Raw genomic sequence first — 20,301 nt, forward strand, 5'->3', positions numbered from 1 at the left:
CGTCGTCGCTGCTGGGCGCTCGGGCACCACGATGCTACCGCTCGGGACAGGGCGGCTCAGTGCAGGTCGAGGACCGTCTGTCGCAGCTGGGCCGCCAGGTCCTCGAGCCCGGGAAGGCCTCTGGCCGCCGCCTGCGCGCGCTCGACGGCGCGGGTGCGGGCCTCGGGGTCGCTCAGGAGGGTTCGAAGTGCCTCCGCGATGGCCTGGGCCTGAGGGTCCACGAGGACGGCTCCTCCTCTGGCGGTCACGGCGGTGCCTCCGACGTCGGTGGCCACGATCGCGGTGCCTGCGCGCAGAGCCTCCTGGATGGTGAGGGGCTGGCCCTCCCACAGGCTGGTCTGGACGACGACGTCAGCGACCTCCATGAGGGCCGGGGCATCGCTTCGCCGCCCCAGGAGGGTGACCGGGAGCTGTTCGGCGGCGATGCGCTCAGCGGCCTGCTCGCGGCCGGGGCCGTCCCCGGCGAGGGCCCAGGTGAAGGCGGTCAGCCGGCCGGCGTCAACCTCGCGGGAGAGGATCGCGGCGGCCTCGAGCAGCAGCGGCAGGCCCTTCTGGGGAGCCAGGCGGGCGACGGTCAGGAGGCGGGCCCCGCTTCGCGGCCAGGCATCCTCCGCCGCGGCCGCGTCGGAGGCGCCCGGTTCAGCGGGCTGCTGTGGTGGCACCGCGGGGATGATGGCGAGCTCGACGTGTGGGGCACCGAGCTCCTGGGCCCGTTCGGCCAGGTCGGGGCTGACCGCCAGGACGAGGTCGGCGCGCCGAGCGATGAGCCGCTCGAGCCTGTCCCCCACCAAGGTGGTCAGGCGCCCCCCGACGGTGAGGTTGTGGAGGGTGACGACCAGCCGCGTGCGTCCGCGGCGGCGTCGTCCCAGGGCCAGGGCGGCCAGGGCCCCGGCTCGCAGGCCGTGGGCGTGAAGGACGTCGGCGCGCCGGCCCAGGCGACGCAGCCTGGCCACGGCCAGGGTGTCGTTGAGGCTGGGGCGGGGGCCGATCTCGAGTGGCTCGGCGCGAGCCGGCTCGATATCCAGTCCGTCAAGGACCGCGGCGGGGGCCTCAACAATGACGTCGTGGCCGTCGGCGGCCAGGAGGCGGGCGCAGTCAGCCAGGTGGGCCCGCACCCCTCCAGCGGCCGATCCGCACACCTGGAGGATCCTCCGGCGCCCGACCTGAGGGTCCTGTACGGCACCGGGCTCATTCGTGGCGTCGACGTCGCTCATGGTTGCTCCTTGTCGTCCTTCGTTGTCACCGTCGGCCTGCCACCACGTACCGATGTCAGGAGGCTGCGGTCAGCCAGGTGGATGACCACCAGGACGAGGGCCGCGGCCGCAGCGGCACCGATCACGGCGGTGATGACGGCCAGGGGCAGGGAGGTGACGCGGGTGGTCGCCTCTCGGACGGCCAGCCCGAGGACGAGGGCCACGGGCAGCCCCGCACCGAGCGCGGTCAGGGTCGCGCGCAGCACCCGGCCCCCCATGACTCGGGCCAGAACGATCAGCAGGCTCGCTCCCGCCACCGTCATCCCAATGGTCGTGCCCATTCCCAGGGCCACGAGGGTGGCGCGCCCGTCCCCACCTGCGGGCGCCATGAGGCGCACGCAGGCGGCACAGGCCACCGCCACGGTCAGCCAGCCGGCCGCGGTGGCGTGAGCGGCGGGCCGAGAGCGGTCGGCGGCGAACAGGACCCGGGTGACCTGGTAGATGAGGGCGTAGCCGATCAGTCCCGGAGCCAGGACGGCCAGCGCCTGGCCCATCCCATCGACCTGCTTGAAGGAGAAGAAGCGCTCGGCGGCGGCGCTGGCGGCCAGCAGCATGGCGGTTCCGGCCACGGCGACGGCGGTGACCAGGGCCGTGGAGGTGGTCACCAGCCTCCTGACGTTCTCCTCGCCTGTGGCACCGGGACTGCCCGCCGACAGCTCGCGGGCCTCGAAGGCGGCGGTCAGGCGGGGGTAGAGGACGGTGGCCAAGGGGACGGCCAGCACCGCGTAAGGAAGGACGTAGACGGCCTGCGTGTACTGATAGACCGCAGCAGTTCCGGTCTGCCCACCCCAACGGGCCATGGCCAGGACCACCAGGACGCTCACCTGCTGGGCCAGGATCGTCCACACCCCGGCCCCGCCGAGCCGCAGCGCCCGCCGGGCCTGGGCTCCCCCGAGTCTCAGGGTGGGGCGCAGTCCCAGCCCCAGCCGGTGGACCGGCCACAGCAGCGGCAGGCTGAGGGCGGCCACCCCGAGGGTCGTCCCCCAACCCAGCACCTGGAGGGCGAGGCTGGAGGCGGCCGCGTCGTCGCCGCCGGCCAGCACCCCGTAGAGACCATAGGTCGCCATGACCACGAGGCTGGAGAGCATCGGTGTCAGCGCCGGCCAGGTGAAGCGGTTGTGAGCCTGGAGGACGCCGGTGAGGACGACGGCCACCCCGTACATGGGCACCTGCAGGGCGAACATGCGCAGGAAGGAGGCGACGAGCTCATGCTGAAGCGTCGGATCCACGCCCTGGGAGGTGGGGAACAGGGAGGCGATCGGGGCGGCCAGGACGATGAGCCCCAGGGACAGTGGGGTCAGGACCGCCAGGACCAGGCCCAGCAGCCCCGAGGCGGTGGCGGTGACCTCCTCACGCCTGCCCGCGGCGATCGGTGCCGCCAGGAGCGGGACGACGGTGGCGGCCAGGACCCCGCCGACGACGACCTCGTAGAGGGTGTTGGGCAGCTGGTTGGCCGTGGTGTAGGCGCCCGCCACCGTACCGGTGCCGACGGTGGCGGCCTGGACGAGCCAGCGCAGGAACCCCAGGATGCGGGAGACGAGGGTCAGGCCGGCGACGGACCCGGCCACTGAGAGCAGTCCGCCGCGGCGTTGCTGGGATGCCATCAGGGGCGGCGTCCCAGCCCGTCGAGTGCGGCCAGCACCGGGGTCTCACTGATGACGCGGGAGAAGGAGACCTTCTCGCTGGCCAGGATGAGGCTCACCCCGCTCAGGGCGGCCCCAGCACGCACCGCGGCGTGGGGGTGGCAGGCCAGAGCGGTTCCCAGCAGGGCGCCGATGGCATTGGCCCCGGTGTCCCCCAGCATCGTGTTCTCCAGGAGGTCCTCCGGCAGGGCTGCGAGGCTGACGCCCAGAGTGCCCGCGGCCAGCATCCGGCTGGGCTCGCCGTCGCGTCCGGGGGTGGCCAGCAGCGGGGTGCTCACGATGCAGGCGGTCTTGAGCGCCCGTCCGGGGCGCAGGTCGAGCAGGTTGAGCAGGTTCGCCCAGGCTGCGATGACCACGGCGCTGGACACGGCGTCGACGGCGCTGGACGCCAGCGGACGTGCGCCGGCGCCCGTGCTTCGGTGGCGGGCCAGGAGGACACCGCCGACGAGCGCCCCTGAGCCGATGACGGCGATCTTGAGGGCTCCGGTGGTGACGCGCCCGTGGGCGAGGGCGGTGAGGTGACCCTTGAGACCCTTGGCGGGGGTGTCGCCGTCGTGGGCCCCGGCATCGAGGTCGTCGACCAGGCCGGCGCATCCCCCGGCCCCAGCCGCGATGGTGGCGGCCAGTCCTGCCCGTGAGGATGAGCCCGTCCTGCCCCGCAGGAGCCTGCCGGCCTCGATCCCAGTCGTCACGGCGCCGGCTGCTGCCCCGACTCCCCCGCGCAGGCTCACGGTGCGGCCGTGGAAGTTGGTGCGCTCCAGTCTCTGGGCAATGGGCGCCAGACAGGTGGACCAGGACAGGGCGGTGCCCGCCGCCTTGAGACCCGTCCTCGCCAGGTCTCGGGCGCAGGAGCTTACTCGCGTGATCGTGCCAGCCATGGACTCAGCCTAAGGCAGGGCGGGGACCGATCGCGGCGTCGCCACCCATGACGCGGCCGCAGCGTCCGGGCCGGCCGAGTCACCTGCGTCGCTGGGGACAGGGACTACTTGGTCACTGGCGGCATGACTGCCTCGGCCCCCTTGTCGAAGCCGTAGTGCCCGGTGGTTCCCGCACGGGTGGAGGCCAGGGCCAGGGGCGTGGAGACGGAGGCGGCAATCTGGCCGACGGAGTCGATGGTGGTCACCTTCGCCTTCTCGGAGCGGATGATGCCGACGACGCCGCCGTCACCGTCGGCGGAGCCGACGACGACTGTGGGCGCCCTACCGGCTGTGCCCTCCAGCGCTTTGGCCCAGGCCTTGGGGTCCTCGCCCGGCGAGGCCTCGACGGTTGCTCCCTTGCCGGAGGATGCCTGCGGACGCGGCCCAACGACGACGATCATCTCGGCCGCAGCGGTGGGCGTGGAGTCCACGGAGATGAAGGGAGTGCCGGACTTGTCCACTGTCACCGACAGCATGTCCATAAGGACCCGGGAGGAGTCGTCGTTGGCGGTCAGGGCCTTGGCCAGGGCCTCCCCCAGGATGCCGTTGGCGTCCTTGGAGTTGGTGCTGCCCAGGTGCCCCTGGACCTGTCCGGAGAAGGTGGAGCGGTAGTTCTCCCGGGACAGGTCCACCCAGGTGCTGGTCAGGCTCACCCGGCCGGTGACGGTGGCGCCTGCGTTCTTGAGCTGGGCGGCGATGGCGTCGGCGTCCTCAGCCTTGGCGTCCGGCAGCAGCACCATGGCCACGTTCTTGGAGGCCAGGGTCCCGGGCAGGAGGCTGGTGGCGGCCTGAGTGATGTAGGAGTCCCGCTCGTTGACGGCCGTCTCAGTCTGCTCGAGCTTGGCCTGGGTGGCGTTGCGGTTCTCACGCAGGGCGGTGACCTGGTCGTTGAGCGCGGTTCCCAGGGAGTTCTGCAGCGGGCCGGCACCCAGGACGACCCCGACGGCGAGGGCCAGGAACACGGAGATGAGCGATACCAGGTGATAGCGGAAGTCGATCATGGTTGAAGACCTTGAAGATGACCGTGAGAGGGGCTGCCTCTCAGATGGGCGGGGGTCGTTAGACGGTGGGTGAGTTCGGGGCCAGGCCCAGCAGTGAGCGGAAGAAGTTGACGATGTCGTCCCACACGGCGCCGGACAGGCCCAGGAAGGTCTGTCCACCGGGGGTGGACATCAGGGCGATGGCCAGGGCGAAGGTGCCTGCCAGGGCCAGGAACAGCAGCCACCATCCCGAGATACGGGTGCGGTAGAGCTGGGAGACGCCCTTGGCGTCGATGAGGCGGCCGCCGACCTTGAGCCGGGTCAGGAAGGTCGAGGACATGCCGGCGCGTCCCTTGTCGAGGAACTCCAGCAGGGTGGCGTGCGTCCCCAGGGCCACGATGATCTCGGCGCCGGCCTCATCGGCCATGAGCATGGCGATGTCCTCGCTGGTGCCGGTGGCGGCGAAGACGTGGTGCTCGACCCCGAGCTCCTCGACATGGGCCAGGCCGGGGGCGCGTCCGTCGCGGTAGGCGTGGACGACGATCTCGGCGCCGCAGGTCAGTGCCTTGTCGGATACGGAGTCCATGTCGCCCACGATCAGCGTCGGTTTGAAGCCGGCGTCCAGGACGGCGTCGGCGCCTCCGTCGACACCGATGATGACGGGCTTGTACTCGCGGATGTAGGGCTTGAGCGCCTGCAGGTCCTCCTTGTAGGAGTAACCGCGCACGACCACCAGGACGTGCTTGCCGCTCATCTGCGTGGTCAGCGAGGGCATGCCGACGCCGTTGAGGAGCAGGTCCCATTCCCCGCGCATGTACTCCATGGTGTTGGCGGCGAAGGCCTCCAGCTGGACGGACAGGCCCTTCTGAGCCTCGTCCATGGCCTCGGCGACGGTCTGCTTGGTCTGGACCGCTCCCTCGGCGATGACCTGCTCCTTGCCCTCGACCCGCACCGAGCCGTCCTCGACGGTGATGCGTTGGCCGTCGTGCAGGCGCATGATGTCGGGGCCCAGGTCGTCCACGAGCGGGATTCCCGCGTCGAGGAGGATTCCGGGGCCGAGGTTGGGGTAGCGCCCGGAGATGGACGGTGAGGCGTTGAGGACCGCGGAGGCGCCGCACTCCACCAGCGCCTCCGCGGCCACCCGATCGAGGTCGGTGTGGTCGATGATGGCGATCTCCCCGGGCTGGAGACGCTTGGTGAGCTTCTTCGTGCGCGCATCGACGCGCACAACACCGCTGGGATGCTCGGAGACGGACGCAGACTTTCTGCGGAAGGGATTCCTCACGGCTCGGATTGTCCCATGACTGCTTCCTGGAGAAGCTCAGCGGCGTGCCGGACCGCGGCCTGGGAGTCCTCGTGCCCGGAGAGCATTCGGGCCAGCTCTCGTTGTCTCTCTTGGTCTTCGACGACGAACACCTGTGTGCGGGCGCGCCCCGGCTGGGACTTTCTCACATTCCCTGCGGCCGCCTCTGAGGGGCCGGGACGGGACTCAGGCTCGGTCACGGTCTCCTTGCGCACCACGAGGTGGGTGTCTGCCCAAGCCGCCACCTGCGCCAGGTGGGTGACGACGATGACCTGGTGGTGTCGCGCCAGACGGGCCAGGCGCCTGCCGATCTCCCGGGCGGCCCGGCCTCCCACCCCGGCGTCGATCTCGTCGAAGACGAGGGTGCGGGTGTGGGTCGAGGGGCGAGACAGGGCGGCGGCGTCGGCGAGCACCACCTCCAGGGCGAGCATGATGCGGGACAGCTCGCCTCCCGATGCCCCCTTTCCCAGGGGCAGGGCTGGCGCGCCGGGGTGTGAGACGAGTAAGAGGGCGACGCTCTCGAGGCCGGTGGGCCCGGGCTCATCAAGCCGGTCCAGCTCGACGACGAGCCGAGCGCCCTTCATCTCCAGGCCCTCCAGCTCTGCGGTGACGGCCTGCTCAAGACGCTCGCCGAGCTGCTGACGGGCCCGGCTCAGCTCGGCACCAACACCGGCCAGCTCCTCGTCAGCAGCAGCCAGGCGCTCGGCCAGGACGGTGGCGGTGTCCTGGGGACCGTCGAGCTCGGCCAGACGCGCGGCCGCCCGTTCGCCCCAGGCCAGGAGGGCATCGACGTCGTCGAGCTGCTCCTGAGGCCCGCCGATCTCCCGGCACGCGCGGGCGAGCTCTCCGCGGCGGTCCTGTACCTGGGCGAGGCGAGCCGGGTCAGCGCTCAGCGAGGACAGGTACCCGCCCAGCTCGGCGGCGATATCGGCTGCGTCGATGCCCAGTCGCTGGGTGCGCGTGGCCAGCTCAGCCAGGGCGGGGTCGCGGTCGGACTCGGCGGCCAGGCTGCGGTGGGCGTAGGCGATGAGGGAGACGACATCGGGCGCCTGCCCGGTGGCGGACTCCTCCCCGCTGAGTGCGGTGCGGGCCCCGGTGGCGGCCCGGCGCAGGTCCTCGGCGTGGTCGAGCCTCTCGGCCTCCGCCGTCAGCTCCCGGTCCTCACCGCTGCGGGGGGCGACCTCCTCCAGGGCCTCGAGCCAGGTGCGCAGCTGGGCGACCTCGACGGCTCGAGCCTGAGCGGATGCCTGCCACTCCTGGAGCTCCTGGTCGGCCTGTCGGCGCGCCTGGTAGGCCCGGGCGTAGCGGCGGCACAGGGCGGCGTGATCCTGGCCGCCCAGTGAGTCCAGGGCAGCGCGTTGGGCCGCGGTCGAGCGCAGTCGCAACTGGTCTGCCTGGCCGTGGACGGAGACCAGCCGGCCGCCCACCTCGCTGAGGACCGAGGCCGGCACGGAGCGCCCTCCCAGGTAGGCGCGGGAGCGTCCGGAGGCAGGGACCGTACGAGACGCCAGGAGGAGGTCATCGTCGAGATCACCCCCGGCCTCGACGACGCGGGCGGCGACACGCGAGTCCGGGTCGACCAGGAACGCGCCCTCGACCAGGCTGCGCTCGGCACCGGTGCGCACGATGGTGGTCTCGGCCCGCTGCCCCAGCAGCAGCCCGAGCGAGGTGAGCACCATCGTCTTGCCGGCGCCGGTCTCACCGGTCAGGGCGGTCAGGCCGCGGCTGAGGGGAAGATCGGCCTCCTCGATGACACCGAGGTCCTCGATGTGCAAAGACTCGATCACGCTGTCCCTCCCGAGGAGTCCGGCCGGCTTCCGCCGTCGGTGCTCGTGTCGGCGGAGGAGACCATCGGCTGGTGCAGCGCGTCCTCCTCGGGTGAGTAGGCCTCATCGGCGCTGCTGGAGGCCCGCCAGCCCTCCACGGGCAGGTCGAACTTGCGCACCAGGCGGCTGGCGAAGGGGGCCTGGTTGAAACGTGCCAGGCGTACCGGACGCTCCGCCCGGGTGACCCGGATCCTGGCGCCGACCGGCACGTCCAGGCTGCGTCTGCCGTCGCACCAGATCTCGGCGCCTCCGAAGCCCACCCGCTGGACGACGACCTCCATGCAGGAGTTGGGGCCCAGGACCAGGGGGCGGGTGAACAGGGCGTGCGCGGCCACCGGCACCAGGAGGAGCGCCTCGACCTCGGGCCAGATGACGGGGCCCCCGCAGGAGAAGGCGTAGGCGGTCGAGCCGGTGGGGGTGGACATGATGAGGCCGTCGCAGCCGAAGGAGGAGACGGCCTGGCCGTCCACGCCGATGGCGACCTCGATCATGCGGGCGCGGTCGCGCTTCTCCAAGGCAGCCTCGTTGAGTGCCCAGTCGCGTGTGACCGTCCCGTCAGGACAGATGACCTCCACGTCCAGGGTGGTGCGGGTCTCGACCGTGTAGCGGCCGGCGACCAGATCCGCGACGACCTGCTCGATGCCGTCGGGGTCGGCCTCGGCCAGGAAGCCGACGTGGCCGGTGTTGATACCCACCAGGGGGATGTCCCGTTCTCGGGCGATCTCGAAGGCGCGCAGGATCGTGCCGTCGCCACCGAGCACCAGGACGAGGTCGATGTGGTCGGTGCAGTCCGGTCCGACCGGCTCAACACCTCGGGCGCGCAGCGCCTCCGAGGCCCGGGCCACGGCGCTGGCCGTGGGAGCACTGGGCCTGGGGACGGGGACGGGCTTGTCATTGAGCTCGCGCTGCAGCAGCATGACACGCGAGATCCTCCGGCCGTGCTGCTCCGTACCCGGCTGCTGCGAGGACCGGTGAAGAGCGGCGGAGTCGGAAGGGTCGACGGAGTCGGCCGGCCGCGCCGCAGCACTGGTGTCTGAGGGGCTCAGCTTGCTCATGGGTGGGTCCTTGTTCTGCGTCGTCGTGTACCGCCCGCCGCGGGGCCGGCGGCGACAGCGTCCTCGATGCTGGAGCGCAGCTCGTCCCCGTTCAGGTCCCCGGGGCAACCGGCGCGGGAGGCGTGCATGCTCAGGAAGTACTCAACGTTACCGGCCGGTCCAGGCAGAGGGGAGGCTGTCACGGCCTCGACTCCCACGCCCAGGGAGTGGGCCCGCTCGGCCACCGTCATGACGGTGTCCACATGGAGCTCTGGGTCGCGCACCACTCCCCCGTGCCCGATCCGGTCCTTGCCCACCTCGAACTGGGGCTTGACCATGAGCAGGAGGTCGGCGTCGTCGGCCGCGGCGCGCAGCAGCGGTTCGAGGACCAGGGTCAGGGAGATGAAGGACAGGTCTCCCACGACGAGCTCCGGGGCGGGGGCGACGACCTCGGGATCCAGTGTGCGGATGTTCGTGCGGTCCAGGGCGGTGACGCGGGGGTCGGAGCGCAGCGACCAGGCCAGCTGGCCGTAGCCGACGTCGACGGCCACGACGTGCTCAGCACCGCGGCGCAGGAGGACGTCGGTGAAGCCGCCGGTCGAGGCGCCGGCGTCCAGGCAGCGGCGTCCCTCGACGCGGGGTGCTAGGCCGCGGCGGCCCAGCGCGTCCAGCGCGCCGGCGAGCTTGTGGGCACCGCGGGAGACGTAGTCGTCTCCGGAGGGCACGAGGATCTCGATGGCCTGGGCCGGGTTGACCTGACGGGCGGGTTTGGTGACGACCTCGCCGTCGAGGGTGACGTGACCGTCGGCGATGAGCGTGGCGGCATGGGTGCGGGAGCGGGCCAGCCCGCGGCGCACGAGCTCTGAGTCGATGCGGATGAGCCTGGCCATATCAGCCTTCCGCCTTGTGAAGGACGGAGGCGAGGTCCTCGTGAATGGCGGCCAGGGCGGCTGCGCGCTCCTCCAGGGGCATCTGAGCGATCTGGGCGAGCTCATCGGTGTGGTCGTGGAGGCCTTGGGCCGCCGTCAGGGCGACGTCGGCTCGCGGGGGTGCAGGCACCGGCGGCCGATGAGCCGGCCGGTATGCGGAGTCCGCCGTCGCCGGCGTCTCCTCCCCGACGTCGGTTCTCGACTCGTTGCCGCTCATTCCTGACTCCCATCGACATTGCTCGCGTTGACGCTGTGGTTCCTCATCTCCTCCGGTAGGAGCCTCACCGGCCCCGGCCGGGATCTCAGGGCTCAATCACCTCGATCTCGGGCACCTCCAGCGTCGCGGCCTCACCCTGGCGGCCCTGAGCGTCTGCCCAGTCCCAGGCGGCCACGGCCAGCGCCCGGTAGGAGTCCAGGTCGATACGCACCGCACTGCCGTCCGGGGACGTCACAGCGCCAAAGCCCTGGAGCTCGAGCCGGGAGCCGAGGACTCGGGCACTGCGGTCGCAGACCCTCCACCACACCTGGCCGTCGACCTCGACTCGCATGGCCTCGGGGTGAGGCTCGGTCAGGCCACGCAGGTCGGTGTGGAGGAAGCTGGGACGCTCGGTGGCCGGCGCGCAGATGACGTCTCGCGCGTCGGAGACACCAGTGAGGACGTGAAGCCCCGGGATCCCGGCGGCCCGGGCCCCGACGTGGTCAGTGTTGAGCCGGTCGCCGACCGCCAAGGGCCTGGTACCACCAGCCCGCTTGAGGGCACGCGTGTAGATGCCTGGGAAGGGCTTGCCCCCGGCCAGGGGCTCCTTGCCCGAGGCATGGACGATGGCGGCCACGAGGCTGCCGTTACCCAGGGCGAAGCCCCTCTCGGTGGGCAGGGTCGCATCAAGGTTGGTGGCCACGTGCAGGGCCCCGGCATTGATGGCGTAGACGCCCTCGGACAGCAGCGCCCAGTCGACCGCAGGGTCCCAGCCCTGGACGACGGCCACGGGCCCGTCCTGCGCACTGCTGGTCACCTGGAAGCCCTCGTCGAGGAGGGCCTGGCGGACGCCGTCGCCGCCGACGACGAGCACCATGGAGCCCGGTTCGACATGCTCGGTGAGCATGGCGGCCGCGTCCATGGCGGCGCTGAAGACCTCCGACGCCTCGGCAATGATGTCGTTGTCCACCAGCTTGTCCACGACCGTCTGGGGCGCCCGTGAGGCGTTGTTGGTGACGAATGACAGATGCATTCCGGCCTTGCGGGCGGCGTTGACGTTGTCCGCCGCGTGGGGAACCCGAGCCTGACCGGCGAAGCAGACGCCGTCGAGGTCCAGCAGGGCGACATCGTAGGCGGTGCACAGGGGCTGCTCGCTGCCGAGCAGGGTCGCAGGGGCGGCGGTATCACAGGCCTGGGGCATGGTCATCGGGGCTCCTCAGAAGCGTTGGTAGAAGGCGTCGGCGCGTCCTGCGCATCCTGGAGCAACTCGGCCATCTCGGCCTCAACGCGCTCGGCGAAGGACTGCGACCACTGAGCGTCCTCATCCCGGTCCACAGGCTCGTCGTGCTCCTCGAGGTCCAGTGAGGCCTCGTCCTGAGCCGACTCTCCAGGAGCCTGTGAGGTCTCGGTCGTCTCGCTCACTGCATCACCGATCGTGTCCCCATCGGAATCCGTGGCGGACTGAGTGCCGGAACTCTCCGGGGTGCTCTCCTCGTGGGCCTCGGAGTCATAGTCGTCCTCGATGTCGAAGACCTCGACCTCATCCTCCTCAACCGGCTCTGGACCGATCCGGTCACGGATGGCCTCAGCCTCCCGGTTGCGTCCGAGCTCTGCGAGCCTGTCGGCACGCACAGAGTGCAGGCGCCTGAGGGTGTCGCTGTCGGAGGGACGCGCCCTGATGGCGTCCTCGATGATGAGCAGGCCAAGATCAGTCTGGCCCATGTCGTGGCGAAGACTGGAGACGACCATGGCCAGCTCGGCCCGTTCAATGTCGTCGAGCTGGCGAGGGTCTGCCGCTTGAGCGGCTTGGAGGGCCTTGTCGAGGTTACCCAGTGCTCGCTCGCAGTCGACCTCGATGGCCCGGTGCAGGTCGAGACCGGACAGGCGCCTGGCGGCGCGAATCTCTCGGAGCGCCTCGCTGTAGTGGCCGGCGAGATATGCCGCGATTCCGGCCGTCTCCCGGACGACGGCCACCCGGCCCGCGTGGGAGGCGGCGTAGCGCGCGTGCTCGTAGGCGGCTTGAGGATCGTCGTTGAGGAGGCGCTGAACCATGACCAGGTGCCGGGCAACGTTCTCAGCGTTGGCACGCCCCAGGGCGCGCAGCTCGGCCCTGGCGCCCCGTTCAAGATCAGCCGGCTCGACGTTGTCCGGGACCTTGGGTTCGGGGACGCGCTGACGCTGCGGAGGACGACCGCGACGATCGTCTCGCCTGTCACGCGAGTCATTCCTCCCGGAGCGGTCGTTGAAACGACCTGGCCTGCGACCATTGCGGTCGCCACGCTTGCTACCGCCCTCACCGTCTCGACGCCGTTCGTCGCGCCAGTCGTCACGGTGCCGACGATCGCCGCGAGCAGAGTGCTCCCCGCGGTACGACCGCTGGGAGTGCACCCGAGAGCCCGAGGAATCGTCGTCCTGTCCCGCCCGATCACTGCGGCGAGAACGACCTTCCTCCCCTGTGAAACGGCGACGTGCCCCGAAGCCGTGACGCTCATCGTTGCGGCGACGCCGGCCTGCCTCGCTGTGGTCCGAGCCGTGCTGACGGTCCTGATACGCCATGGTCCTTCTTTCACTCCGGCACTGCCGCCAGTTGCCTTGGTGCTGTCGTTTACCTGAGAGGAGCCTACCTGGGCCGAGGTGCTCAGGCGTAACGGGACTCGGCAACACGTGGTGTGGTGCGTGTCTGGGTGGGGGCGGAGGGGCGGGCCGTAGCGTTGTGGAGATTCGAGGCGAGATGAGCGCTCCGACAGACAACGGTTCAGCCCCCGGGGGTGCTCCTTTGTGGAGTCCCCCGGGGGCTGAACCTTATTCAAGTGTGTGCTCGGTGGTGTCCTACTCTCCCGCACCCTGGCGGGTGCAGTACCATCGGCGCTGTCAGGCTTAGCTTCCGGGTTCGGGATGGGTCCGGGCGTTTCCCTGTCGCTGTGACCACCGAGACGACTACATGGGCAGTGCGTCAGTGTGTTCCTTGATTCTGTTGTCGGCTCGCCTCTCAACCCGCACACGCGCTTGCGCGTGCGTGTGTGGTTGGTGGTTGGGTTGGGTGTGGACCGTATAGTGGACGCTCGCGTTTACCGTATCACTCACCCCCCACCGGTACTCCCAGGCACGCTGGGCGCGTGTGATTGGGGGGTGTTGTTGTTTGTGTCGGCCTATTAGTACCAGTCAGCTCACAGACCGTTGCCGGTCTTCCACTTCTGGCCTATCAACCCAGTAGTCTGCTGGGGGCCTACCAGAACACCAAAGGTGTTCTGTGGAGACCTTATCTTGAAGATGGTTTCCCGCTTAGATGCTTTCAGCGGTTACCCTTCCCGAACGTAGCCAACCAGCCGTGCCCCGGGCGGGACAACTGGCACACCAGAGGTTCGTCCGTCCCGGTCCTCTCGTACTAGGGACAGGCCTTCTCAAGTCTCCTGCGCGCGCAGAGGATAGGGACCGAACTGTCTCACGACGTTCTAAACCCAGCTCGCGTACCGCTTTAATGGGCGAACAGCCCAACCCTTGGGACCTGCTCCAGCCCCAGGATGCGACGAGCCGACATCGAGGTGCCAAACCATGCCGTCGATATGGACTCTTGGGCAGGATCAGCCTGTTATCCCCGGGGTACCTTTTATCCGTTGAGCGACGACCCACCCACACGGGATCGCCGGATCACTAGTTCCTACTTTCGTACCTGCTCGACCCGTCGGTCTCACAGTCAAGCTCCCTTGTGCACTTGCACTCAACACCTGGTTGCCGACCAGGCTGAGGGAACCTTTGAGCGCCTCCGTTACACTTTAGGAGGCAACCGCCCCAGTTAAACTACCCACCAGGCACTGTCCCTAACCCGGATCACGGGCCCAGGTTCAGGCGCACGCCATAACCAGAGTGGTATTTCAAGGACGACTCCACCACCACTGGCGTGGCGGCTTCACAGTCTCCCACCTATCCTGCACAAGCTATAGCGGGCGCCAATACCAAGCTGTAGTAAAGGTCCCGGGGTCTTTCCGTCCTTCTGCGCGAAACGAGCATCTTTACTCGTACTGCAATTTCGCCGAGCTCATGGTTGAGACAGCGGGGAAGTCGTTACGCCATTCGTGCAGGTCGGAACTTACCCGACAAGGAATTTCGCTACCTTAGGATGGTTATAGTTACCACCGCCGTTTACTGGGGCTTAAATTCACCACTTCACCCCACAAGGGGGTTGATGGTTCCTCTTAACCTTCCAGCACCGGGCAGGCGTCAGTCCGTATACATCGCCTTACGGCTTCGCACGGACCTGTGTTTTTAGTAAACAGTCGCTTCCCCCTGGCCTCTGCGACCCTCCCCCCTAGCCCGCGATGGGGCTTCAGGGATCAGGCCCCCCTTCTCCCGAAGTTACGGGGGCATTTTGCCGAGTTCCTTAACCATGATTCACTCGTGCGCCTAGGCATACTCTGCCCGACCACCTGTGTCGGTTTAGGGTACGGGCGGCTGGCACCATCGCGTCGAGGCTTTTCTCGGCACCCCAGGATCACCCTGTTATCCCCCACCAGTGTGAGGTCACCATCACGCCTCACCCCCGTCATCAAAGACAGTCCCCCGGATTTACCTGGGAGACGGGCTGCGCGCTTGAACGGACCAAGCCATCAGGTCCGCCGGGCTACCACTGTGCGTCACCCCTGTTAACACGCTTGCCTACCTGCACGGAGGATCCCCAGACCCCACCACCACAACCACACCGTCAGGCGAACCTGACACATGCGGCCTTTATGGTGGTTGGGCGTGGGTTAGCACCCGCGCGTCAGCATGGGCGGTGCTTCGCCGGTACGGGAATATCAACCCGTCATCCATCGACTACGCCTGTCGGCCTCGCCTTAGGTCCCGACTCACCCAGGGCGGACTAGCCTGGCCCTGGAACCCTTGGTCATTCGGCGCTAGGGCTTCTCACCCTAGTATCGCTACTCATGCCTGCATTCTCACTCCCGCACCGTCCACCAGCAGTCACCCACAGGCTTCCCCCGGTGCAGGACGCTCCCCTACCACCCACAACCCCTGCCACCACCCGGGCAAGCCGGACAGTGAAGGGAACAACGTCATGGGTCCGCGGCTTCGGCGGTGTGCTTGAGCCCCGCTACATTGTCGGCGCACGATCACTTGACCAGTGAGCTATTACGCACTCTTTCAAGGATGGCTGCTTCTAAGCCAACCTCCTGGTTGTCTGCGCGACCGCACATCCTTTCCCACTTAGCACACGCTTAGGGGCCTTAGCCGGCGATCTGGGCTGTTTCCCTCTCGACCACGGAGCTTATCCCCCGCGGTCTCACTGCCACGCTACAACCCGACGGCATTCGGAGTTTGGTTGACGTCAGTAACCCTGTGGGGCCCATCAGCCACCCAGTAGCTCTACCTCCGCCGGGCAACACGCGACGCTGCACCTAAATGCATTTCGGGGAGAACCAGCTATCACGGAGTTTGATTGGCCTTTCACCCCTACCCACAGCTCATCCCCCCAGTTTTCAACCTAGGTGGGTTCGGTCCTCCACACGCTCTTACACGTGCTTCAACCTGGCCATGGGTAGATCACCCCGCTTCGGGTCCAGAACGCGCCACTACAAACGCCCTATTCGGACTCGCTCTCGCTACGGCTACCCCACACGGGTTAACCTCGCGACACGCCACTGACTCGCAGGCTCATTCTTCAAAAGGCACGCCACCACCCCCACACAAGGTGCGGAAGGCTCTGACGGCTTGTAAGCGCCCGGTTTCAGGTACTATTTCACTCCCCTCCCGGGGTACTTTTCACCATTCCCTCACGGTACTATCCACTATCGGTCATCAGGAGGTATTCAGGCAGCCAAGTGGTCTTGGCAGATTCACACAGGATTCCACGAGCCCCGTGCTACTCGGGCAAACCGTCCCAGACACGCACCAACCAGTTCCGCCTACGGGGGTATCACCCACTACGCCACGCCTTCCCAGACGATTCAGCTACCAGCCAGCACACGCGCCCCCTCTCCGGCAGAAGAGAAACAGGACAGCCCCACAACCCCGCACACGCAACCCCTGCCGAGTATCACACGCACACGGTTTAACCATCATCCGCTTTCGCTCGCCACTACTCACGGAATATCTTCTCCTACGGGTACTGAGATGTTTCACTTCCCCGCGTCACCCCCCACACCCTATACAATTCAGATGCAGGTGACACGACATAACTCGTGCCGGGTCCCCCCATTCGGAAACCCTCGGATCACAGCCCGCCAGCCGGCTCCCCGAGGAATATCGCAGGCCACCACGTCCTTCATCGGCCCCTGATGCCAAGGCATCCACCGAACGCTCAAAAAAACAAACAACAAAGACACACGAACAAAACAAGAAACACTTTGTCGCAGAAATCTTACAGTAAGATGCTCGCGTCCACTATACAGTTCACAACCAACCCACCCACACCCACCCACAACCCCCAACAACCAGGAGCCCCAGACAGGCCAGGCAACCAGGGCGCACTGCCCCAGAACCCCGACAGCATGCCACCCCCACACACGCAGGGGCACCCACCACCAGCAGACCACCACGACCACAACAGCCCCAGCAGCCCACCACAGCGGGCGTGTCTTCTATGCCAGCACCAGGCAAGCCAACCACCCCGCGAGAACAAACCCACGAGACACGGTCAGCCGCCCAGCCTTCCACAAGGGCAAGCCCCGGCCGGCCCAGACCCATTCAACGATCCAGACAACACACGACCAGGAAGCCACCCCCGCATAACCAATCCTTAGAAAGGAGGTGATCCAGCCGCACCTTCCGGTACGGCTACCTTGTTACGACTTCGTCCCAATCACCAGCCCCACCTTCGACCGCTCCCCGTAGGGCCACGGGCTTCGGGTGTTGCCGACTTTCATGACGTGACGGGCGGTGTGTACAAGGCCCGAGAACGTATTCACCGCAGCGTTGCTGATCTGCGATTACTAGCGACTCCAACTTCACGGTGTCGAGTTGCAGACACCGATCCGAACTGAGACCGGCTTTAAGGGATTCGCTCCACCTCACGGTATCGCAGCCCTCTGTACCGGCCATTGTAGCATGCGTGAAGCCCAAGACATAAGGGGCATGATGATTTGACGTCATCCCCACCTTCCTCCGAGTTGACCCCGGCAGTCTCCCGCGAGTCCCCACCACAACGTGCTGGCAACACGGGACAAGGGTTGCGCTCGTTGCGGGACTTAACCCAACATCTCACGACACGAGCTGACGACAACCATGCACCACCTGTGAACCGGCCCCACAAGGAGGAAACCCCGTCTCCGGAGCCGACCGGCACATGTCAAGCCTTGGTAAGGTTCTTCGCGTTGCATCGAATTAATCCGCATGCTCCGCCGCTTGTGCGGGCCCCCGTCAATTCCTTTGAGTTTTAGCCTTGCGGCCGTACTCCCCAGGCGGGGCACTTAATGCGTTAGCTACGGCGCGGAAGACCCGGAAAAGGCCCCCCACACCTAGTGCCCAACGTTTACGGCGTGGACTACCAGGGTATCTAATCCTGTTCGCTCCCCACGCTTTCGCTCCTCAGCGTCAGTAACGGCCCAGAGACCCGCCTTCGCCACCGGTGTTCTTCCTGATATCTGCGCATTCCACCGCTACACCAGGAGTTCCAGTCTCCCCTACCGCACTCAAGCCGGCCCGTACCCACCGCAAGCCCCCAGTTAAGCCAGAGGATTTCACGACAGACGCGACCAGCCGCCTACGAGCTCTTTACGCCCAATAATTCCGGACAACGCTCGCGCCCTACGTATTACCGCGGCTGCTGGCACGTAGTTAGCCGGCGCTTCTTATCCAGCTACCGTCAACCCACCCACAAAAGAGGCAGGCCTGCTTCACTGGCGAAAGAGGTTTACAACCCGAAGGCCTCCATCCCTCACGCGGCGTCGCTGCATCAGGCTTGCGCCCATTGTGCAATATTCCCCACTGCTGCCTCCCGTAGGAGTCTGGGCCGTGTCTCAGTCCCAGTGTGACCGTCCACCCTCTCAGGCCGGCTACCCGTCACCGCCTTGGTAGGCCATCACCCCACCAACAAGCTGATAGGCCGCGAGCCCATCCCCCACCGAAACAATATCTTTCCCACACCCACCATGCAGCAGGCGCAGAATATCCCGTATTAGCCACACTTTCATGCGGTTATCCAGAAGAAGGGGGCAGGTTACTCACGTGTTACTCACCCGTTCGCCACTCATCCAGAACCAGCAAGCTGATCCCTTCACCGTTCGACTTGCATGTGTTAAGCACGCCGCCAGCGTTCGTCCTGAGCCAGGATCAAACTCTCCAAACAAAACCAACAAAACCAGGCCCCAACCAACCACAAACAGCCAGCCAGAACCCACAGTCAGTACAACAGTCCAGAAAACCAGACCAGGCCCAACCCAACCCCAAACACAGGGCCAGGCAAACCAAAACAAAACAAAACCCCAAAAACCACACACAACCAAAACCATGCGCAGCCCCCAGGGCCATGGCATAAAAAACATGACACACTATCGAGTTCTCAAACAACACACCCACCGAGAACTTATCGTAAGGCATTTTGCCTTTCGCTTCGCTCTCAGAAGCGCCTGAGAAACTTTAGCGAGCCGGATTTTCTGAGTCAAACGAATGGGCGGTGACCCTCGTCTCTCTTCGGCTCTCTTCAGTTCTCAGTCCCCGGCCGGTCTGAGGAAATTCATCCTCCCCGTTTCGGGCCGGAGAGAACATTACGCACCGACCACCAACCCGTCAAACTGTTGAGCGGTGACGGTGCCCACAAGGCATCGTCACCGCTCAACAACCGTGTTCGCAAAGTAAGGCTTTCCCTTGACGGTGGAGCCTAAACCGCACGTCCGACGGCCAGGTTCCGCCGTCCCTTGCGCACCAGCACCACTCCCCCGGCGAGCAGGTGCTCGGGACCGATGACCGCGGTCTCGTCGGCCACCTTGACGTTGTTGATGTAGGCCCCGCCTCCGGCAATGGTCTTGCGGGCCGCATTGCGCCCGCGCTCCAGCCCCGTGCCCACGAGCAGGTCCACGATCGTGGTCTGTCCGACTGTCACGTCACCGGAGGCGAGATCAGCCGTGGCCGCCAGGATCGTCGCCTCATCGATGTCGGCGAGGTCGCCGCGGCCCCACAGTGCGGAGGTCGCCGCTTCGGCCTGGGCAGTCGCGTCGGCTCCATGGACCCACGTGCAGACTTCGTGCGCCAGAACCCGCTGCGCCTCACGTGCCTTCGGGTTCTCGGCCGTCACCGCCTCCAGGCGCTCAATCTCCTCGCGTTCCAGGAAGGTGAAGACCTTGAGGAAGCGCACGACGTCGGCGTCGTCGACCTGGAGCCAGAACTGGTAGAAGGCGTAGGGGCTGAGCATCTCGGGGTTGAGCCAGATCGCCCCGCCCTCGGACTTACCGAACTTGGTGCCGTCGGCCTTGGTGATGAGGGGGTTGGTCATGACGTGGACCGAGGCGCCCTCGACCTTGTGGATGAGGTCCATCCCGCCCACGAGGTTGCCCCACTGGTCGTTGCCGCCGACCTCCAGGGTGCATCCGTAGCGTCGGTAGAGCTCGAGATAGTCGTTGGCCTGGAGGACCTGGTAGCTGAACTCGGTGTAGGAGATGCCCTCCTCGCTGGCCAGGCGCCGGGCGACGATGTCCTTGGAGAGCATGGTGCCCATGCGGAAGTGCTTGCCCAGGTCCCGCAGGAAGTCAATGGCGCTCATCGCCTGGGTCCAGTCCAGGTTGTTGACGATCTGTGCCGGGTTGTCCCCGCTGAAGTCGAGAAGGTTCTCGAGCTGTTCCTGCAGGCTGGCCGCCCAGCCGGCAACGACGTCCTTGGTGTTGAGGCTGCGCTCCCCCTTGGCGCGCGGGTCGCCGATGAGGCCGGTCGCCCCACCCACCAGCGCCAGCGGACGGTGCCCGGCCAGCTGAAGATGGCGCATGACCTTGACGGCTACGAGGTGCCCGTGGTGAAGGCTCGGTGCCGTGGGGTCGAACCCGCAATAGAAGGTAACGGCCCCGTTGCTGAGCGCCGCTCGCAGCGCGTCAATGTCGGTGTGCTGGGCGATGAGCCCGCGCCACTGCAGTTCGTCCAGGATGTCCGTCACTGTCCAGTCGCCTTCCGTGGGTTGTCGTGCTTGCCGCACGCATGATCCCGGCGCGTCACGCTCGGGTCCGGCTGATACCTCCGGCGCAGATAGTCTGCCATGCTCCGGCTCGGCTTCCACGAAGAGGCCGGGCTACGGAGCCGTG

The 20,301-nt window shown here is 67.2% G+C and carries 13 protein-coding genes and 3 rRNA genes; 1 reads left to right on the forward strand and 15 read right to left on the reverse strand.

The features are described 5' to 3' along the window. Positions 1 to 56: 56 nt before the first annotated feature. From JJJ14_RS07390 to JJJ14_RS07440, 11 genes are all read right to left on the reverse strand, one after another. Positions 57 to 1,214 (reverse strand): glycosyltransferase family 4 protein, encoded by a 1,158-nt coding sequence (locus JJJ14_RS07390; RefSeq protein WP_201443742.1) that lies wholly within the window; start codon positions 1,212 to 1,214, stop codon positions 57 to 59. Beyond that, positions 1,211 to 2,857 (reverse strand): murein biosynthesis integral membrane protein MurJ, encoded by a 1,647-nt coding sequence (gene murJ, locus JJJ14_RS07395; protein WP_201443743.1) that lies wholly within the window; start codon positions 2,855 to 2,857, stop codon positions 1,211 to 1,213. Before murJ ends, JJJ14_RS07390 begins: the two co-directional genes overlap by 4 nt. Continuing rightward, entirely contained in the window at positions 2,857 to 3,774 is a 918-nt protein-coding gene (locus JJJ14_RS07400) for a hypothetical protein (RefSeq protein WP_201443744.1), read from the reverse strand. Before JJJ14_RS07400 ends, murJ begins: the two co-directional genes overlap by 1 nt. Before the next feature lie 104 nt (positions 3,775 to 3,878). Further along, positions 3,879 to 4,814, reverse strand: coding sequence for a copper transporter (locus JJJ14_RS07405; RefSeq protein WP_004564682.1), 936 nt, complete (start codon positions 4,812 to 4,814; stop codon positions 3,879 to 3,881). A 58-nt stretch (positions 4,815 to 4,872) separates the two neighbouring features. Next, positions 4,873 to 6,078, reverse strand: coding sequence for a putative cytokinetic ring protein SteA (gene steA, locus JJJ14_RS07410; protein WP_075378984.1), 1,206 nt, complete (start codon positions 6,076 to 6,078; stop codon positions 4,873 to 4,875). Then, positions 6,075 to 7,883, reverse strand: a complete 1,809-nt coding sequence (gene recN, locus JJJ14_RS07415; protein ID WP_101559892.1) for a DNA repair protein RecN — start codon at positions 7,881 to 7,883, stop codon at positions 6,075 to 6,077. The genes steA and recN overlap by 4 nt, the downstream gene beginning before the upstream one ends. Further along, positions 7,880 to 8,839, reverse strand: a complete 960-nt coding sequence (locus tag JJJ14_RS07420) for an NAD kinase (RefSeq protein WP_075379042.1) — start codon at positions 8,837 to 8,839, stop codon at positions 7,880 to 7,882. The genes recN and JJJ14_RS07420 overlap by 4 nt, the downstream gene beginning before the upstream one ends. A 134-nt stretch (positions 8,840 to 8,973) precedes the next feature. Beyond that, positions 8,974 to 9,846, reverse strand: a complete 873-nt coding sequence (locus tag JJJ14_RS07425) for a TlyA family RNA methyltransferase (protein ID WP_075378982.1) — start codon at positions 9,844 to 9,846, stop codon at positions 8,974 to 8,976. Position 9,847: 1 nt separating this feature from the next. Beyond that, positions 9,848 to 10,102: a hypothetical protein gene (locus JJJ14_RS07430; RefSeq protein WP_009405667.1), complete on the reverse strand. Its 255-nt coding sequence runs from the start codon at positions 10,100 to 10,102 to the stop codon at positions 9,848 to 9,850. A gap of 85 nt (positions 10,103 to 10,187) precedes the next feature. Continuing rightward, positions 10,188 to 11,288 carry an HAD-IIA family hydrolase gene (locus tag JJJ14_RS07435; protein ID WP_201443745.1) on the reverse strand — a complete coding sequence of 367 codons (1,101 nt, stop codon included), beginning with the start codon at positions 11,286 to 11,288 and terminating at the stop codon, positions 10,188 to 10,190. Then, on the reverse strand, positions 11,285 to 12,133 hold the full coding sequence (locus JJJ14_RS07440; protein ID WP_101559890.1) for a hypothetical protein: 849 nt from the start codon (positions 12,131 to 12,133) through the stop codon (positions 11,285 to 11,287). The genes JJJ14_RS07435 and JJJ14_RS07440 overlap by 4 nt, the downstream gene beginning before the upstream one ends. On the opposite strand from JJJ14_RS07440, the gene JJJ14_RS07445 reads away from it, so the two are divergent. Further along, on the forward strand, positions 12,101 to 12,694 hold the full coding sequence (locus JJJ14_RS07445; protein ID WP_144033448.1) for a hypothetical protein: 594 nt from the start codon (positions 12,101 to 12,103) through the stop codon (positions 12,692 to 12,694). The two genes, JJJ14_RS07440 and JJJ14_RS07445, sit on opposite strands and share 33 nt — an antisense overlap. Before the next feature lie 203 nt (positions 12,695 to 12,897). On the opposite strand, the gene rrf is transcribed toward JJJ14_RS07445, so the two are convergent. From rrf to tyrS, 4 genes are all read right to left on the reverse strand, one after another. Then, positions 12,898 to 13,014: ribosomal RNA gene (gene rrf / locus JJJ14_RS07450) — 5S ribosomal RNA — on the reverse strand. A gap of 200 nt (positions 13,015 to 13,214) precedes the next feature. After that, positions 13,215 to 16,392: ribosomal RNA gene (locus tag JJJ14_RS07455) — 23S ribosomal RNA — on the reverse strand. A 426-nt stretch (positions 16,393 to 16,818) separates the two neighbouring features. Then, a 16S ribosomal RNA gene (locus tag JJJ14_RS07460) occupies positions 16,819 to 18,362 on the reverse strand. The 16S, 23S and 5S rRNA genes sit together here, the layout of an rRNA operon. Positions 18,363 to 18,893: 531 nt before the next feature. Next, positions 18,894 to 20,156 carry a tyrosine--tRNA ligase gene (tyrS, locus tag JJJ14_RS07465; RefSeq protein WP_201443746.1) on the reverse strand — a complete coding sequence of 421 codons (1,263 nt, stop codon included), beginning with the start codon at positions 20,154 to 20,156 and terminating at the stop codon, positions 18,894 to 18,896. Between the last annotated feature and the right edge of the window lie 145 nt (positions 20,157 to 20,301).

This window comes from Actinomyces sp. HMT 175 (assembly GCF_016694895.1).
Lineage (GTDB): Bacteria > Actinomycetota > Actinomycetes > Actinomycetales > Actinomycetaceae > Actinomyces > Actinomyces oris.

Excerpts from the sequence above, each read along its gene's own strand:
- murJ (WP_201443743.1), bottom strand. The coding sequence starts at position 2,857 with ATGGCATCCCAGCAACGCCGCGGCGGACTGCTCTCAGTGGCCGGGTCC.
- JJJ14_RS07400 (WP_201443744.1), bottom strand. The coding sequence starts at position 3,774 with ATGGCTGGCACGATCACGCGAGTAAGCTCCTGCGCCCGAGACCTGGCG.
- JJJ14_RS07390 (WP_201443742.1), bottom strand. The coding sequence starts at position 1,214 with ATGAGCGACGTCGACGCCACGAATGAGCCCGGTGCCGTACAGGACCCT.
- JJJ14_RS07425 (WP_075378982.1), bottom strand. The coding sequence starts at position 9,846 with ATGGCCAGGCTCATCCGCATCGACTCAGAGCTCGTGCGCCGCGGGCTG.
- JJJ14_RS07440 (WP_101559890.1), bottom strand. The coding sequence starts at position 12,133 with ATGGTTCAGCGCCTCCTCAACGACGATCCTCAAGCCGCCTACGAGCAC.
- JJJ14_RS07430 (WP_009405667.1), bottom strand. The coding sequence starts at position 10,102 with ATGAGCGGCAACGAGTCGAGAACCGACGTCGGGGAGGAGACGCCGGCG.
- JJJ14_RS07435 (WP_201443745.1), bottom strand. The coding sequence starts at position 11,288 with ATGACCATGCCCCAGGCCTGTGATACCGCCGCCCCTGCGACCCTGCTC.
- JJJ14_RS07420 (WP_075379042.1), bottom strand. The coding sequence starts at position 8,839 with ATGCTGCTGCAGCGCGAGCTCAATGACAAGCCCGTCCCCGTCCCCAGG.
- JJJ14_RS07405 (WP_004564682.1), bottom strand. The coding sequence starts at position 4,814 with ATGATCGACTTCCGCTATCACCTGGTATCGCTCATCTCCGTGTTCCTG.